Genomic DNA, 15,285 nt, shown 5'->3' on the forward strand with positions numbered 1-15,285 from the left:
TTCGCTGCCGGCAAGTGAAAGCCCCTCTCCCCTCGGGAGAGGGGTTGGGGTGAGGGTACGGTTACTCAGTTAACTAGCTGCCGCCGCACCCTCATCCGGCGCTACGCGCCACCTTCTCCCGATGGGAGAAGGGAAAAGCCGCCCACCTGGAGTTACTTCCCGCGCTGAAGCACCAGTAGTGGATCGATACGCACATCGAACCGCTCCGCAGAGATATCTGGCTGCCAGCATGACCACCGCGCCGCTGCGCGCGAGTGTTCCAACAGCCAGCAGAGCTACTTCCCGCGCTCAAGCACCAACAATGGGTCGATACGCACATCGAACCAATTCATCCCCCAATGCAGATGCGGCCCGGTCGCACGTCCCGTCGCCCCCACCGCTGCAATCACCTGGCCCTGTTCCACGCGATCGCCCACTTTGACGTCGATACGCGACAGATGCAGAAAGTTTGAGCTGATGCCGAAGCCGTGATCGAGCAGGACCGTGCCACCGGTCAGATACAGATCCGGCGCGGCAAACGTGACCACGCCCGCAGCCGGGGCCTTCACCGGCGTACCGGTCGGCACGGCGATGTCCATGCCAGAGTGACCGGCGCCGGGCTGGCCGTTGTACACGCGCGCATTGCCAAAGCGCCCACTGATACGGCCCTGCACTGGCCAGATAAAGGGCTGCGCAAAATCCGTGCGTGCATCGTCGCGATCACGCGCGGCGGTGACCTGCGCTTGCTCGCGCTTGATGCGCTCGGCAATGGCCGCAGGCGGGTTCACCGTCTTGGGCGGCACGCCGTTGACGCGCTCGGTTGGCCAATCGCGCGGCGTCACCGCGATGCTGCTGGTGCGCTGGGTGCCATCGGGCAAGGTGATTTGCACCTGCAGCGGGCCGGTCGCGTCGCGGCCGATGCCGAACACCACGCTGCCGTAGCCACTGACGCGCAAGGTGCGCCCCGCATATTGCACGGTGCTGCCGGCAGGCACCTTGCCGATCACCATCGCCCCTTGCGAGGCGTTGGCCGGGAACACCACGCCAGCTTCGCTTGTGGCCTGCGCCTGCACTGCGCCCGCACTCAGCATGGCCGGCGCCAACGCCAGCCATGCACCAACCAGTGCTGCGCGCATCAGCGGTCGAAGGTCAGGCGCTGGCCAGCGGCACTGCCGACCAACTGCTCGCTGTCCCACACCTGCTGCCCGTTGACCCAGGTCGCGGCAATGCGCGAGCGGAACGTGGTGCCCTCGAACGGCGACCAGCCGCATTTGGACAGCACTTGCTCGCGCTTCACGGTGAACGGGGTGTTGTCGATCATCACCAGATCGGCGAAGTAGCCTTCGCGCAGAAAGCCGCGCTCTTCCACATCAAACAACTGCGCCGGTGCATGCGCGAACTTCTGCACGATACGGGTGATCGGCAGCTTGCCTTCATGCACCAGCTCCAGCGCGGCGACCAGCGCGTACTGCACCAGCGGCAGCCCGGACGGCGCCTGCGCATAGGGTTTCTGCTTCTCTTCCCAGGTATGCGGGGCGTGGTCGGTGGCGAGCACGTCGATGACGTCTTCGGCCAGCGCTTCGATCAGGGCCAGGCGGTCGTCGGCGTCCTTGATCGCGGGGTTGCACTTGATCAGGTTGCCCAGCCGCGCGTAATCGCTGCGGTCGAAGCGCAAGAAGTGGATGCAGGTCTCGGCGGTGATGCGCTTGCGCAGCTTGCCGTCGGCGTCCACCAGCGGGCCGGCTTCGAACAGCCCCAGCTCGTCTGCGGTGGAGATATGCAGCACATGCAGACGGGTGTTGTGCTTGCGCGCCAGCGACACGGCCAGCTGCGACGACTTCAGGCAGGCCTGCCGCGAGCGGATGTCCGGATGCATGTCAGGGGTCAGCGCATCTCCGTACTTTTCCTTGTACTGCGCCATCGTCGCGTCGATGGTCGGAGTGTCTTCGCAATGGGTGATGATCGGCGTCGGCGCGTCGCGGAAGATCGCGTCCAGCGTCTCGGGGTTATCGACAAGCATATTGCCGGTGGAGGCGCCCATGAACACCTTGATGCCCGGCGCGGTCTTGGGGTCCAGCGACTGGATCGCGGCCAGGTTGTCGTTGCTGGCGCCCATGTAGAAGCCGTAGTTGGCCCAGGCGCGCCCGGCCGCAGCGTCGTACTTGGACTGCAGCGCGGCCGCGTCCAGCGTGGGCGGGTTGGTGTTGGGCATGTCCATGAAGCTGGTCAGGCCGCCGGCCACGGCCGCGCCGGATTCGGTGGCGATGTCGCCCTTGTGGGTCAGGCCCGGCTCGCGAAAGTGCACCTGGTCATCGATCATGCCCGGCAGCACCCAGCGCCCGGCCGCGTCCACCACGGTGTCGCCGGCGGCAGGCGTGATCTTGCTGTCGATCTTGGCGATGCGACCGCCCTCGATCAGGAGATCGGCGTCGAACTCCTTGCCTTCGTTGACCAGGCGGGCGTTGATGATGACGGTTCGGCTCATGGATGAGGTCCTTTGCAACTGCAGGAAGAAGAGGGGGAAGGGGCGGCGGACGCGGACGCGTCGGGCACCGGATCGAAGCCGCCCGGATGGAAGGGATGACAGCGGCCGAGCCGGCGCGCAGCCAGCCAACTCCCGCGTAGCGGGCCGAAGCGGCCGATGGCGGTCATCGCATACTCCGAGCAACTGGGCGCAAAACGGCAGCGCGGCCCGAGCAGCGGGCTGATGAACAGCTTGTAGAAGCGCAACAGCGCGATGAGCAGGCGTCCGATCACTTGCCAATCATATGCCACTTGCATTAATAGGTGGTTGCCGGGGGTCAGCGGGGTACGTTATAAAGGCCCGCTTTCCCGGGCCCCGGGGGAACCAAGGAAGAGCGTTTCGTGGCTGCTAAAAAACCTGCAAAAAAGGCCGTAGAGGCCGCCAAGAAGTCCGCCAAACCCGCTGCGAAGAAGGCAGCGGCGCCTGCCGCTGCAAAACCGGCCGCCAAGAAGGCGACTCCGGCTCCTGCGCAACCGGTTGCCAAGAAGGCATCTGCGACCAAGACCGCTGCCAAGCCGGCGCCGGCTTCCAAGGCCGCAGCGCCCAAGCCCGTGAAACCTGTCGCCAAGACCGCTGCCAAGCCGGCGGCGAGCAAGGCAGCTCCGGCTGCCGCCAAACCGGCTGCCAAGCCGGTGGCGTCCAAGTCCGTACCGAAGCCGGCCACCAAGCCGGTTCCGGCCAAGTCAGTCCCGGTCAAGGCTGAGAAGCCCGCGCCCGCACCGGCCCCCAAGGCCGTCCCTGCGAAGCCGGCAAAGCCCGCGACCCCGTCACTTAAGAATCCCGTGCCCGTTTCGAAATCTTCCGCAAAAACGCCAACCAAAACCGAAGCCCCCGCCAAGCCCGCCGCGACCCGTCCGGTCGGCAAGGTGGCAGTGGCCGTGACCGCCAAGTCAACCAGCCCGACGCCCAAGACCAAGTACAAAGTGGTCGACTACAAGAACGACGAGACCACCGGTCGACCGATCCTCCCGCAGGGCTACAAGCCTTCGGCGGACGAGGAGTACATGAGCAAACTGCAGCAGGAATACTTCCGTCAGCGTCTGCAGAGCTGGCGCAACGAGATGGTGGAGGAATCCAAGCAAACCATCGAAAACCTACGCGAAGAAGTGCGCGACATCGGCGACGAAGCCGAGCGTGCTACGCGCGAGACCGAGAATTCGCTGGAACTGCGCGCGCGCGACCGTGCACGCAAGCTGATCTCCAAGATCGACAGCACGCTCAAGCGTCTGGAAGACGGCGACTACGGCTACTGCGTGGATACCGGCGAAGAAATCGGCCTGGACCGCCTGGACGCGCGTCTGACTGCCGAGCGCACCATCGACGCCCAGGAGCGTTGGGAGCATCTGCAGAAGCAGCAAGGCGACTGATCGTCTTTCTCCGTCCGCATAAAAAACCCCGCCATGTGCGGGGTTTTTTTGTGGGCGGTGGGTTGTTGCAGGCCGTTGTCGTGGCGCGTCGTTGCAGTGGGCCAGGCGACGCGGTGCCTGGTGGACCCGGTGGGTCCCGTCGTATCGACCGTCGCGGCGCGAGTACGCGCAAGCGGCGCAGGGCACTGGCGGCCTCTGCGACCAGCGCCTCGCCAGGCTTGGCCTGGAGCGGCTGGACAACCCGTCGCGGGCACACCGTCAGCATTTGCAGCCGATGCCTCACCAGGCTTGGCCTGGAGCGGCTGGACAACACGTAGCGAACATACCGGCAGCATTTGCAGCCGATGCCTCGCCAGACTCGGCTTGAAGCGGCTGACAACACGCAGCGAGAAGTCATCAGGCGGACTCGGCCGCCGCGCTCAGAACCCACGTGCACGCGTTGTAGCTACCGCGCCGAGCACCGACTGCGCCCGTCTTGCAGTGAGCGCAGTCGTCTTGTCGGCTGCGCTTATTGCAGATCGCGTAAGTCCAGCTTGCGCAACCGCGGTGCCTTCCAGGCCGTGGTTGCCACCACGCCCAGGGTGACGCCGCCGCCGATGACGACCGCCGGCACCAGCCCGACCAGCCGTGCCATGACTCCGTCGTAGAACGCACCCAGCTCGTTGGACGAGCCGATGAAGATGCCGTTGATCGACGACACCCGGCCACGCATCGCGTCCGGTGTAGCGAGCTGCAGAATGGTCTGCCGCACCACCACCGACACGCCGTCGCACATGCCGTAGACCAGCAGGATCGCCGCCGACAGCCAGAAGTGCCGCGACAGGCCGAAGGCGATGGTACACAGCCCGAAGCCGGCCACCGACAGCATCAGGATGCGGCCGGCATTGCGCTGCAGCGGATGCCGCGCCAGCCACACGCCGACCACGATCGAGCCCAGCGCCGGCGCACCGCGCAGGATGCCCAGTCCCTCGGGGCCGTAATGCAGGATTTCCTGGATGAAGGCCGGCAACATCGACACCGCGCCGCCCAGCAGGACCGAAAACATGTCCAGCGCCATCGCGCCCAGCATGATCTGGTTGGAGAGCACGAACTGCGCACCCTCGGCGATGCTGCGGAAGATCGGCGCACGTGGGCCGGCGTTGACCGGCTCGCTGACGCGCAACAACGCCAGCGCCAGGATCGCCACCAATGCCACGCCTGCGGCCACGCCATAGGCCAGGCCCTTGCCGCCCCAGCCGACCAGCACGCCGCCCAGTGCCGGGCCGATCACCATGCCGGCCTGGAAGGTGACGCTGCCGATGCTGGCGCCGCGTGCGAACGCTTCGCGCGGCAACGCACGCGCGAACAAGGCGTTGTAGACCGGCGACAGGAACGAGCGCGCCGCGCCGGTCAATGCGATGGCGGCATAGATCGGCCACACGCCCTGGATGGGCAGCCAGCCCTGTGCGATCGCCATCAACAGCAACGCGGTGGCGATCAACCCCAGGACTGCGGCCATGCCCAGGCGCCTGCGTGGCAGATGATCGACCAGATAGCCGGCAAACGGCGCAATGCAGAAGAACGGCAGGATTTCCGCAAGGCCGATCAGCCCGAGCGACAGCGGATTGCGCGTGATCTCATAGATGTGCCAGCCGACCGTGACCGCCACGATCTGGTACGACAGCATTGCCGCGACGCGGTACAGCAACACCAGGCCGAAGCCAGGATGGGCGAACAGCGTGCGCAGCGAGTCGGTGGGCGAGGGCGTCGGCGTGCTCACTGTTGTGCGCGTGCAGTGTCGCGAATGAAGGCCAGCATGGCGGCCACACCGTTGCTGCGCGTCGGCGACAGGTGCTTGGCCAGGCCAATGCCGGCGATGTAGTCCGGCTCGGTGGCCAGAATTTCTTGCGCGCTACGCCCGGAATACACGCGCAGCGCCAGATAGATCAGCCCGGACACGATGGCCGAATCGCTGACGGCATGGAAGTCCAGCCGCTCGGCATTGCCTTCCGGCACGATCCACACCATCGACTGGCACCCATGCAGGCGGTGTTCTTCGGTCTTCCACTGCTCGGGGAAGGTGGGCAATTTGCGGCCCAGATCGATCAGGTACTGGTAGCGCTCGGACCAGTCGCTGAAGAAGGAAAACTCGTCGGCAATGGCGGCCTGCGCTTCGACGGCAGTGGGTTCAAGCGGGAAGGGGGTGGTGGTCATCAAAATTCCAGAATCGTTCGCAAAATCTAGGGGCATTCGGTCAAAACCCCTCTCCCTCCGGGAGAGGGGTTGGGGTGAGGGTACGGGCGAAGCCTCGCTGGAATTCGATGCGGACTTCGTCCAGCCCTCAAAAAAGCGGTACACGCGGCTTCGCCTGCACCCTCATCCGCCCGTTCGGGGCACCTTCTCCCGCGCGCGGGAGAAGAAATCTGACGGACGCAGGCAAGCGGTCAGCTGCGCTTCCAGCGCACGCCTTGCGGGGTGTCTTCCAGCACGATGCCTTCGTCGGCGAGTTGCTTGCGGATGGCGTCGGCGCGGGCAAAATCCTTGGCTTTCTTCGCCGTGCTGCGTTCTTCGACCAGGGCGGTGATGCGTGCATCGTCGCTGGCATCGGTGCCGCGCGAGAACCAGGCGGCCGGGTCTTGCTGCAACAAGCCCAGCGCCATTCCGGCACCCAGCAGCTCGGCCTTGGCGCGTTGCAATGCTGCAAGATTCTCTTGGCTAAGCCCATCGATTGGGCTGCCGGCCGGAGCAAACTCCAGCAGCGCCCGGTTCGCATCCTTGGCAAGCTTTGCCAGCACCGCCAGCGCCAGCGGCGTATTGAGATCGTCGTTGAGCGCGTCTTCTATCTGCTCTGGAATCGCTGGCTCCGCGTCGATCGCTTTCAGGCTTCGCAAGGTCCCGTACAAGCCATCGAGCCGCTTGACCTGATCGTCGATCAACGCATCCGACCAATCCAGCGGTTGCCGGTAATGCGCGCTCAATAGCGCAAGACGCAGCGCTTCCGGCGGATGTCGGGCGATCAGGTCGTGCACGGTTTCGATATTGCCCAGCGACTTGCTCATCTTGGCACCGCTGAAATTGAGCATGCCGTTGTGCAGCCAGAAGCGGGCGAAGGTGGCGCCGCCATGCGCGCACTCGCTCTGCGCGATTTCGTTTTCGTGATGCGGAAACTGCAGGTCTACGCCACCGGCATGGATGTCGATGGTCGGGCCCAGGTGTGCGGCGGCCATGGCCGAGCATTCGATATGCCAGCCGGGGCGGCCGCGACCCCACGGCGAGCCCCAGCCGGGCAGGTCGTCGGTGGACGGCTTCCACAGCACGAAGTCGCCGGGGTCGCGTTTGTACGGCGCCACGTCCACGCGCGCGCCGGCCAGCATTTCATCAGGGTCACGCCGCGACAGCTTGCCGTAGCCGTCGAAACTGGCCACGGCAAACAGCACATGGCCTTCGGCGGCATACGCATGGCCGTTGGCGATCAGCTGCTCGATCATCGTCACGATCTGCGGGATATGCGCGGTGGCTTCCGGTTCGATGTCCGGCGGCACGACACCCAGTGCGGCCATGTCCTGCCGATAGATCGCGGCGAAGCGGTCGGTGATGGTGGAGATCGGGACGCCCTGCGCCTGTGCGGCGGCGTTGATCTTGTCGTCCACGTCGGTGATGTTGCGCGCGTAACGCAGCGCCCCAAAGCGGCGCCGTAGCAGCGCGGCGAGCACGTCGAACACCACCGGGCCGCGGGCGTTGCCGATATGCGCGTAGTTGTAGACGGTAGGGCCGCACACATACAGGGTGGGGCTTGACGGATCGAGCGGCGCGAACGGTTCGACCCGCCGCGTCAGGTTGTTGTGCAGGCGCAGGCTCATCGGCATCTGAAAAAGGGTAACCGCGCGATTCTAGCCCCTCGCGGCAGGATGGCGAACCGGCATGCCGACACCGGCGACCGGATGGGCTGCGTTCAGCCCCGGAGATCACAAGCTCCATACACTAACGTATTGCCCGGCTATGCCTTCCTGGTACTGATGCGACCTTCTCTGTTCTTCATGCTGCTGTGTGTGTTCGCCTGGCCGGCGGTCTCGGTGCACGCGGCAGAGCCGGACCCCAAGAACCGGGTCGTGGTGATCGAGAACGTGAAGCTGGACTATGCGCAAGTGCTCAATGTCGAGCCGGTCTATCAGACGCTGCGCGCCACCCGTATCGAAGAGCAGTGCGAGGCCGAACAGGCAGCGCCGGTCGCGGTTGCGTCGGTCGAAGACGAGGGCCGCATCAACCGCATGGTGGATTCGGTCAAGGAGATGTTCACGCGCAGGCCCGAGCCCGCCCCGGCTGCAGTGCCGCCGACCAGTACCCGCCGCAATTGCCGGGTAGTGGAAGTGCCGCGCGAGTTCCGGCGGCCGATCGCCTTCGACGTGGATTACGTCTACAAGGGCACCAAGTATCGCTCGCGGCTGCCGGAAGATCCGGGCAACCGGCTGCGCATCCGGGTCTCGGTGACCCCCTATATTCCCGACGCCATCGTCGCACCGCCGCGCTGAGGGGCATGGCGGTTGCGCCGCACCCGCATGCATGCGAGGATTCGCGCCCTATGCAAGCAATCCCCTTTCAGCACGACACCAGCGCGGCCCGGATGGCCTCCGGCATGACCTCGCGTGCCCGCCGACCGGAATCCCACATTTTCGCTGGGTAACCGGGGCGTTTTGCTGTCCGTTCTGAAAACCCAGCCCACCGGCTGGGTTTTTTCGTTCTGGCGTCACAAAAGTTTCAACCGCAAGAAACGCGCATGTCGCGCACCCCGTCGCTCCTGGCGGACCACGCAGCAGAAGCACGCAGCAAAGGATCGATCGATGTCACTGAAGCACTTCTTGAACACCCAGGACTGGAGCCGCGCCGAACTGGACGCGCTGTTGACCCAGGCCGCGTTGTTCAAACGCAACAAGCTGGGAAGCGAGCTGAAGGGCAAGTCGATCGCGCTGGTGTTTTTCAACCCGTCCATGCGCACGCGGACCAGCTTCGAGCTGGGTGCGTTTCAGCTGGGCGGGCATGCGGTGGTGTTGCAGCCTGGCAAGGATGCCTGGCCGATCGAGTTCAACCTGGGCACGGTGATGGACGGCGACACCGAGGAGCACATCGCCGAAGTGGCGCGCGTGCTGGGCCGCTATGTCGATCTGATCGGCGTGCGCGCGTTTCCCAAGTTCGTCGACTGGTCCAAGGATCGCGAAGATCAGGTGCTGAAGAGCTTCGCCAAGTACTCGCCGGTGCCGGTGATCAACATGGAGACCATCACCCACCCGTGCCAGGAGCTGGCGCACGCGATGGCATTGCAGGAACACTTCGGCACGCAGGATCTGCGCGGCAAAAAGTACGTGCTGACCTGGACCTATCACCCCAAGCCGCTCAACACCGCGGTGGCCAATTCCGCGTTGACGATTGCCACGCGCATGGGCATGGACGTGACCCTGCTGTGCCCGACGCCGGATTACATCCTGGATCAGCGTTACATGGACTGGGCGGCGCAGAACGTGGCCGAAAGCGGCGGCTCGCTGCAGGTGAGCCACGACATCGCGAGCGCCTACAGCGGCGCCGATGTCGTCTACGCCAAGAGCTGGGGCGCGCTGCCGTTCTTCGGCAACTGGGAGCCGGAAAAGCCGATCCGCGACCAGTACCAGCACTTCATCGTCGACGAAGCCAAGATGGCGCTGACCAACAACGGCGTGTTCTCGCACTGCCTGCCGCTGCGTCGCAACGTCAAGGCCACCGACGCGGTGATGGATTCGCCCAACTGCATCGCCATCGACGAGGCGGAAAATCGCCTGCATGTGCAGAAGGCGATCATGGCTGCCCTGGTAGGCCAGGGCAGCCGGGATTCGTGATTGGGGATTGGGGATTCGCAACGGCGAACTCCGCTCCCGACCCAACTTAGTCAACTTCCACAGAGAGCCCCCATGTCGCAGCAGACCGCTTCCACCAATCCCGAATCCCCACTCTCCACTCCCGGTACCAAGGACATCGTCCTGGCGTTCTCCGGTGGTCTGGACACCAGCTTCTGCATTCCGTATCTGCAAGAGCGCGGCTATGCGGTGCACACGGTGTTCGCCGATACCGGCGGCGTGGATGCCGATGAGCGCGACTTCATCGAGAAGCGTGCCGCCGAGCTCGGTGCGGCCAGCCATGTCACCGTCGATGGTGGTCCGGCGATTTGGGAAGGCTTCGTCAAGCCGTTCGTATGGGCGGGCGAGGGCTACCAGGGCCAGTACCCGTTGCTGGTGTCCGACCGCTATCTGATCGTCGATGCCGCGCTCAAGCGCGCCGAAGAGCTGGGCACGCGCATCATCGCGCACGGCTGCACCGGCATGGGTAACGACCAGGTGCGTTTCGACCTGGCGGTGAAGGCGTTGGGCGACTACCAGATCGTCGCGCCGATCCGCGAAATTCAGAAAGAACACACCCAGACCCGCGCCTATGAGCAGAAGTATCTGGAGGCGCGTGGCTTCGGTGTTCGTGCCAAGCAGCAGGCTTACACCATCAACGAGAACCTGCTGGGCCTGACCATGTCCGGCGGCGAGATCGACCGTTGGGAAGCGCCGGGCGAAGGGGCACGTGGCTGGTGCGCGCCGCGCAGTGCGTGGCCGACCGAAGCATTGACGGTGACCTTGAAGTTCGTCGAAGGCGAAGCGGTGGAACTGGATGGCAAGCCGCTGCCGGGCGCCAAGATCCTCGCCAAGCTCAACACCTTGTTCGCGCAGTACGGCGTGGGCCGTGGCGTGTACACCGGCGACACCGTGATCGGCTTGAAGGGCCGCATCGTGTTCGAAGCGCCGGGCCTGATTTCGCTGCTCACCGCGCACCGCGCGCTAGAAGATGCGGTGCTGACCAAGCAGCAGAACCGTTTCAAGCCGGATGTGGCGCGCAAGTGGGTGGAGCTGGTGTACGAAGGCTTCTATCACGACCCGCTCAAGACCGATATCGAAGCGTTCTTGAAGTCCTCGCAGTCGAAGGTCAACGGCGAAGTGACGCTGGAAACCCGCGGCGGCCGCGTCGATGCGGTGGCGGTGCGTTCGCCGCACCTGCTCAACACCAAGGGCGCGACCTACGCGCAGTCGGCCGATTGGGGCGTGGAAGAGGCGGAAGGCTTCATCAAGCTGTTCGGCATGAGCTCCACGCTGTACGCGCAAGTCAACCGCTGAGGCGACCGCCGCGTCGGCAACCCGCATCTTCCTTCTCCCGCGTGCGGGAGAAGGTGGCGCAGAGCGCCGGATGAGGGCGGCCTGACGCATGCCCCCATCCGCCCTGTCGGACACCTTCCCCCGCAGGCGGGGGAAGGGCTAGATGGGCTTAGAAAGACCAACCATACGCTGCCCGACGCAATCAAGACGCGATCAATGACCACACTGCTCGACAACACACTGACGCATCTACAGGCACTGGTGTCCTTCGACACCCGCAATCCGCCGCGGGCGATCGCTGCCGAGGGCGGCATCTTCGATTACCTGCGCGCGCAGCTGCCCGGTTTCCAGGTCGAGGTGATCGATCACGGCGCCGGTGCGGTGAGCCTGTACGCGGTGCGCGGCACGCCAACGTATCTGTTCAACGTGCATCTGGACACGGTGCCGGATTCGCCGCATTGGAGCGCCGACCCGCACTTGATGCGGCGCACCGAGGACCGGGTGATCGGTTTGGGCGTGTGCGATATCAAGGGCGCGGCGGCGGCGTTGGTGGCTGCGGCCAATGCCGGCGATGGCGATGCGGCGTTCCTGTTTTCTTCCGACGAAGAGGCCAACGACCCGCGTTGCATCGCTGCATTTCTGGCGCGTGGATTGCCATACGAGGCGGTGCTGGTGGCCGAGCCGACGATGAGCGAAGCGGTGCTGGCGCATCGCGGCATCAGTTCGGTGTTGATGCGCTTTGCCGGCCGTGCCGGGCATGCGTCGGGCAAGCAGGATCCGTCCGCAAGTGCCTTGCACCAGGCGATGCGGTGGGGTGGCAAGGCACTGGACCATGTCGAGTCGTTGGCGCACGCACGCTTCGGCGGTTTGACCGGCTTGCGCTTCAACATCGGCCGCGTCGATGGTGGCATCAAGGCCAACATGATCGCGCCGGCCGCCGAGCTGCGCTTCGGCTTTCGTCCGTTGCCGTCGATGGACGTGGACGGCTTGCTGGCCACGTTTGCCGGCTTTGCCGATCCTGCGGCAGCGCACTTCGAAGAAACCTTTCGTGGCCCGAGCTTGCCGTCGGGCGACATCGCGCGCGCCGAAGAACGCCGCCTGGCCGCGCGCGATGTGGCCGATGCGCTGGATCTGCCGATCGGCAACGCGGTGGACTTCTGGACCGAAGCCTCGCTGTTTTCGGCCGGCGGCTATACCGCGCTGGTCTATGGCCCGGGCGACATCGCCCAGGCGCACACCGCCGACGAATTCGTGACGCTGGAGCAGTTGCAGCGTTACGCCGAATCGGTCAATCGCATCATCAACGGCGCGCACTGACGCCGATTCCTGCGCCTGGCGCATCCTTCTCCTCTTTCGATCACGGCAATGTCCCTCTCCGCACAGCCCCACAAACAGACCCGCCAGACCATCGTGCGCCTGCTTTCGAGCATGGCCAGCGCCAAGGAAATCAGCCAGTACCTCAAGCGTTTTTCGCAGCTGGACGCCAAGCGCTTTGCGGTGGTCAAGGTGGGCGGCGCAGTGCTGCGCGACGACCTGGACGCGCTGACGTCGTCGTTGTCGTTCCTGCAGGAAGTGGGCTTGACCCCGATCGTGCTGCATGGCGCCGGCCCGCAGCTGGATGCCGAGCTGTCTGCGGCGGGCATCGAGAAGCAGACCGTCAATGGCTTGCGGGTGACCTCGCCGCAAGCGCTGGCGATCGTGCGCAAGGTGTTCCAGGCGTCCAATCTGAAGCTGGTAGAAGCGCTGCAGCAGAACGGCGCGCGTGCGACATCGATCACCGGCGGCGTATTCGAAGCGGAGTATCTGGACCGCGACACCTACGGCCTGGTCGGTGAGGTCAAGGCGGTGAATCTGGCGCCGATCGAGGCCAGCCTGCAGGCCGGTTCGATCCCGGTGATCACCAGCCTGGGCGAAACCCCGAGCGGGCAGATCCTCAACATCAATGCGGATTTTGCTGCCAACGAACTGGTGCAGGAACTGCAGCCGTACAAGATCATCTTCCTCACCGGCACCGGCGGGCTGCTGGATGCCGATGGCAAGCTGATCGATTCGATCAACCTGTCCACCGAATACGATCACCTGATGCAGCAGCCGTGGATCAATGGCGGCATGCGGGTCAAGATCGAACAGATCAAGGATCTGCTCGATCGCCTGCCGCTGGAATCGTCGGTGTCGATCACCCGGCCGGCGGACCTGGCCAAGGAACTGTTCACCCATAAGGGCTCGGGCACGCTGGTGCGGCGGGGCGAGCGCGTGCTGCGCGCGACTTCGTGGGATGAGCTGGATCTGCCGCGGTTGACGTCGCTGATCGAATCCAGCTTCGGCCGCACATTGGTGCCGGATTACTTCGCCAACACCACGCTGTTGCGCGCTTACGTCAGCGAGAACTATCGCGCTGCGGTGATTCTCACCGACGAAGGCCAGTTCGGTGCAGGCCGGCTGACCTACCTGGACAAGTTCGCCGTGCTCGACGATGCGCAAGGCGAAGGCCTGGGCCGTGCGGTATGGAATGTGATGCGCGAAGAAACACCGCAGCTGTTCTGGCGCTCGCGTCACAACAACCAGGTCAACATCTTCTACTACGCCGAATCCGACGGCTGCATCAAGCAGGAAAAGTGGAAGGTGTTCTGGTACGGGCTGGAGAATTTCGAACAGATCCAGCACTGCGTGGCGCACTGCGCGACGCGTCAGCCGACGTTGCTGGGCTGAGCGCAATGACACCCGCCGCCTTGCCACCAACCTGGAGCGAGATGCCCATCTTGCGTGGGCAGCACGCCACCCTGGAGCCGCTGCAGCCTGCGCATGCCGATGGCCTGCGTGCTGCGCTGGGCGACGGCGCTTTGTCGCGCTTGTGGTACACCGGTGTGCCGGCACCGGCCCAGGTCGATGTCTACATCGCGGCGGCAATGTCAGCCCGTGCCGATGGCACGGCGTTGCCGTTGGTGGTGCGCGATGCGGCAGGTGACATCGTCGGCTGCACGCGCTATTACGCGCTGGATGCCGCCGTGCCCCGGCTGTCGATCGGCTACACCTGGTACGCACCGCGTGTGCAACGCAGCGGCGTCAACACCGAAGCCAAGTTGATGCTGCTGCAGCACGCCTTCGAAACGCTGGGCTGCCTGAGCGTGGTGTTCGAAACCAGCTGGTTCAATCACACCTCGCGCGCGGCGATCGCGCGGCTTGGCGCAAAGCAGGACGGCGTACTGCGCAATCACACCCGCCACGCCGACGGTACGCCGCGCGATACCGTGGTGTTCTCCATCATCGATACGGAATGGGCCGGGGTGAAACGCCACCTGCAGTTCCGCCTGGAAGCAAACGCATGAGTGTTCAAACAACAACCATCGGCATCGTTGGTGCCCGCGGGTACACCGGTTCGGAATTGATCAAGCTGGTCGTGGCGCATCCGCATCTGCAGCTGGTGTTCGTGTCCTCGCGCGAACTGGCGGGGCAGGCCGTGGCCGACCACAACGACGGCTATCGCGGCGATCTGCGATTCGAGAGCCTGGATGCCGACGCGGTGGCCGCCAAGGGCGCCGATGTGGTGATCCTGGCGCTGCCCAATGGCAAGGCCGAGCCGTTTGTTGCCGCAATCGATGCGCGCCGGCCGCAGACGCTGCTGATCGATCTGTCGGCCGACTATCGCTTCGACCCGGCGTGGTATTACGGCTTGCCGGAGCTCACCCGTGGCAAGTATGCGGGGCAGCGCCGCATCAGCAACCCCGGCTGCTATGCCACTGCAATGCAGCTGGCGATCACCCCATTGCTGGATCAGCTGGCCGGCCCGCCGCAATGCTTTGGCGTGTCCGGTTATTCCGGCGCGGGGACCACACCATCGGACAAAAACAACCCCGAGCTGCTCGCCGACAATCTGATGCCGTATGCGCTGACCAACCACATGCACGAGCGCGAAGTGTCGGCGCAGCTCGGCGTGCCGGTGGAGTTCATGCCGCACGTGGCGCCGCATTTCCGCGGCATCACCATGACCGTCAACCTGTGGCTGCAGCAACCACTGACGCGCGAGCAGATCCAGGCGCGCTATGCACAGCGTTACGCGGGCGAGCCGCTGATCGAGCTTGTCGACGAGGCGCCGTGGGTGAGCCGCATCGCAGGCAAACACGGCGTGCAGATTGGCGGCATCACGCTGGCGCCCGGCAACAAGCGCGTGGTGGTGGTGGCGACGCTGGACAACCTGCTCAAGGGCGCGGCGACCCAGGCCATGCAGAATCTCAACCTGGCGTTTGGCTGGGACGAGTTGACCGCAATTTCGATGTGATTC

14 protein-coding genes are annotated in these 15,285 nt (G+C 64.9%); 8 read left to right on the forward strand and 6 right to left on the reverse strand.

The genetic code is table 11. From position 1 onward, the window contains the following. Positions 1-275: 275 nt before the first annotated feature. The 3 genes from VC212_RS15950 to yidD are packed head-to-tail and all read right to left on the reverse strand — an operon-like array spanning position 276 to position 2,760. Positions 276-1,115, reverse strand: coding sequence for a M23 family metallopeptidase (locus tag VC212_RS15950; RefSeq protein WP_055852036.1), 840 nt, complete (start codon positions 1,113-1,115; stop codon positions 276-278). Then, a complete protein-coding gene (locus VC212_RS15955) occupies positions 1,115-2,464 on the reverse strand; it encodes a dihydroorotase (RefSeq protein ID WP_323526336.1) in 1,350 nt (449 codons plus the stop codon). Before VC212_RS15955 ends, VC212_RS15950 begins: the two co-directional genes overlap by 1 nt. Then, positions 2,461-2,760, reverse strand: coding sequence for a membrane protein insertion efficiency factor YidD (gene yidD / locus VC212_RS15960; RefSeq protein WP_161963062.1), 300 nt, complete (start codon positions 2,758-2,760; stop codon positions 2,461-2,463). Before yidD ends, VC212_RS15955 begins: the two co-directional genes overlap by 4 nt. Positions 2,761-2,844: 84 nt before the next feature. On the opposite strand from yidD, the gene dksA reads away from it, so the two are divergent. Further along, complete coding sequence (gene dksA / locus VC212_RS15965; protein WP_323526337.1) at positions 2,845-3,870, forward strand: RNA polymerase-binding protein DksA; 1,026 nt, start codon at positions 2,845-2,847, stop codon at positions 3,868-3,870. 508 nt (positions 3,871-4,378) lie between these two features. Here the strand turns inward: dksA and VC212_RS15970 are convergent. The 3 genes from VC212_RS15970 to cysS form a co-directional block, all read right to left on the reverse strand. Next, positions 4,379-5,629, reverse strand: coding sequence for an MFS transporter (locus VC212_RS15970; RefSeq protein ID WP_323526339.1), 1,251 nt, complete (start codon positions 5,627-5,629; stop codon positions 4,379-4,381). Continuing rightward, positions 5,626-6,063: a SufE family protein gene (locus tag VC212_RS15975; protein WP_055852053.1), complete on the reverse strand. Its 438-nt coding sequence runs from the start codon at positions 6,061-6,063 to the stop codon at positions 5,626-5,628. Before VC212_RS15975 ends, VC212_RS15970 begins: the two co-directional genes overlap by 4 nt. Positions 6,064-6,293: 230 nt before the next feature. Continuing rightward, entirely contained in the window at positions 6,294-7,709 is a 1,416-nt protein-coding gene (gene cysS / locus VC212_RS15980; RefSeq protein WP_323526341.1) for a cysteine--tRNA ligase, read from the reverse strand. Between the two features lie 177 nt (positions 7,710-7,886). Here cysS and VC212_RS15985 point away from each other — a divergent pair, with 177 nt between their 5' ends. The 7 genes from VC212_RS15985 to argC all read left to right on the forward strand — a co-directional run bounded on the left by VC212_RS15985 (position 7,887) and on the right by argC (position 15,282). Continuing rightward, positions 7,887-8,378: a hypothetical protein gene (locus VC212_RS15985; RefSeq protein WP_055852058.1), complete on the forward strand. Its 492-nt coding sequence runs from the start codon at positions 7,887-7,889 to the stop codon at positions 8,376-8,378. A 309-nt stretch (positions 8,379-8,687) separates the two neighbouring features. Further along, positions 8,688-9,713, forward strand: a complete 1,026-nt coding sequence (locus VC212_RS15990; RefSeq protein WP_311238581.1) for an N-acetylornithine carbamoyltransferase — start codon at positions 8,688-8,690, stop codon at positions 9,711-9,713. A 72-nt stretch (positions 9,714-9,785) separates the two neighbouring features. Beyond that, the gene (locus VC212_RS15995) at positions 9,786-11,027 is read left to right on the forward strand and encodes an argininosuccinate synthase (protein WP_311238580.1); all 1,242 of its coding nucleotides are present in this window, start codon (positions 9,786-9,788) and stop codon (positions 11,025-11,027) included. 195 nt (positions 11,028-11,222) lie between these two features. Then, positions 11,223-12,323, forward strand: a complete 1,101-nt coding sequence (locus VC212_RS16000) for an acetylornithine deacetylase (protein WP_323526344.1) — start codon at positions 11,223-11,225, stop codon at positions 12,321-12,323. A 48-nt stretch (positions 12,324-12,371) separates the two neighbouring features. Continuing rightward, on the forward strand, positions 12,372-13,715 hold the full coding sequence (locus VC212_RS16005) for an acetylglutamate kinase (protein WP_115513153.1): 1,344 nt from the start codon (positions 12,372-12,374) through the stop codon (positions 13,713-13,715). A 5-nt stretch (positions 13,716-13,720) separates the two neighbouring features. Beyond that, entirely contained in the window at positions 13,721-14,332 is a 612-nt protein-coding gene (locus VC212_RS16010) for a GNAT family N-acetyltransferase (RefSeq protein WP_323526345.1), read from the forward strand. Beyond that, complete coding sequence (gene argC / locus VC212_RS16015) at positions 14,329-15,282, forward strand: N-acetyl-gamma-glutamyl-phosphate reductase (protein ID WP_323526346.1); 954 nt, start codon at positions 14,329-14,331, stop codon at positions 15,280-15,282. Before VC212_RS16010 ends, argC begins: the two co-directional genes overlap by 4 nt. The last annotated feature ends 3 nt before the right edge of the window (positions 15,283-15,285 follow it).

This window comes from Xanthomonas sp. WHRI 8932A (assembly GCF_035012785.1).
Taxonomy (GTDB): Bacteria; Pseudomonadota; Gammaproteobacteria; order Xanthomonadales; family Xanthomonadaceae; genus Xanthomonas.

What these genes read in the sequence shown, in the direction of transcription:
- VC212_RS15975 (WP_055852053.1), bottom strand. Translation starts at nt 6,063, where the DNA reads ATGACCACCACCCCCTTCCCGCTTGAACCCACTGCCGTCGAAGCGCAG.
- VC212_RS16005 (WP_115513153.1), top strand. Translation starts at nt 12,372, where the DNA reads ATGTCCCTCTCCGCACAGCCCCACAAACAGACCCGCCAGACCATCGTG.
- VC212_RS15955 (WP_323526336.1), bottom strand. Translation starts at nt 2,464, where the DNA reads ATGAGCCGAACCGTCATCATCAACGCCCGCCTGGTCAACGAAGGCAAG.
- VC212_RS15995 (WP_311238580.1), top strand. Translation starts at nt 9,786, where the DNA reads ATGTCGCAGCAGACCGCTTCCACCAATCCCGAATCCCCACTCTCCACT.
- VC212_RS15990 (WP_311238581.1), top strand. Translation starts at nt 8,688, where the DNA reads ATGTCACTGAAGCACTTCTTGAACACCCAGGACTGGAGCCGCGCCGAA.
- VC212_RS16000 (WP_323526344.1), top strand. Translation starts at nt 11,223, where the DNA reads ATGACCACACTGCTCGACAACACACTGACGCATCTACAGGCACTGGTG.
- argC (WP_323526346.1), top strand. Translation starts at nt 14,329, where the DNA reads ATGAGTGTTCAAACAACAACCATCGGCATCGTTGGTGCCCGCGGGTAC.
- VC212_RS15950 (WP_055852036.1), bottom strand. Translation starts at nt 1,115, where the DNA reads ATGCGCGCAGCACTGGTTGGTGCATGGCTGGCGTTGGCGCCGGCCATG.
- VC212_RS15985 (WP_055852058.1), top strand. Translation starts at nt 7,887, where the DNA reads ATGCTGCTGTGTGTGTTCGCCTGGCCGGCGGTCTCGGTGCACGCGGCA.
- yidD (WP_161963062.1), bottom strand. Translation starts at nt 2,760, where the DNA reads ATGCAAGTGGCATATGATTGGCAAGTGATCGGACGCCTGCTCATCGCG.
- cysS (WP_323526341.1), bottom strand. Translation starts at nt 7,709, where the DNA reads ATGAGCCTGCGCCTGCACAACAACCTGACGCGGCGGGTCGAACCGTTC.
- VC212_RS16010 (WP_323526345.1), top strand. Translation starts at nt 13,721, where the DNA reads ATGACACCCGCCGCCTTGCCACCAACCTGGAGCGAGATGCCCATCTTG.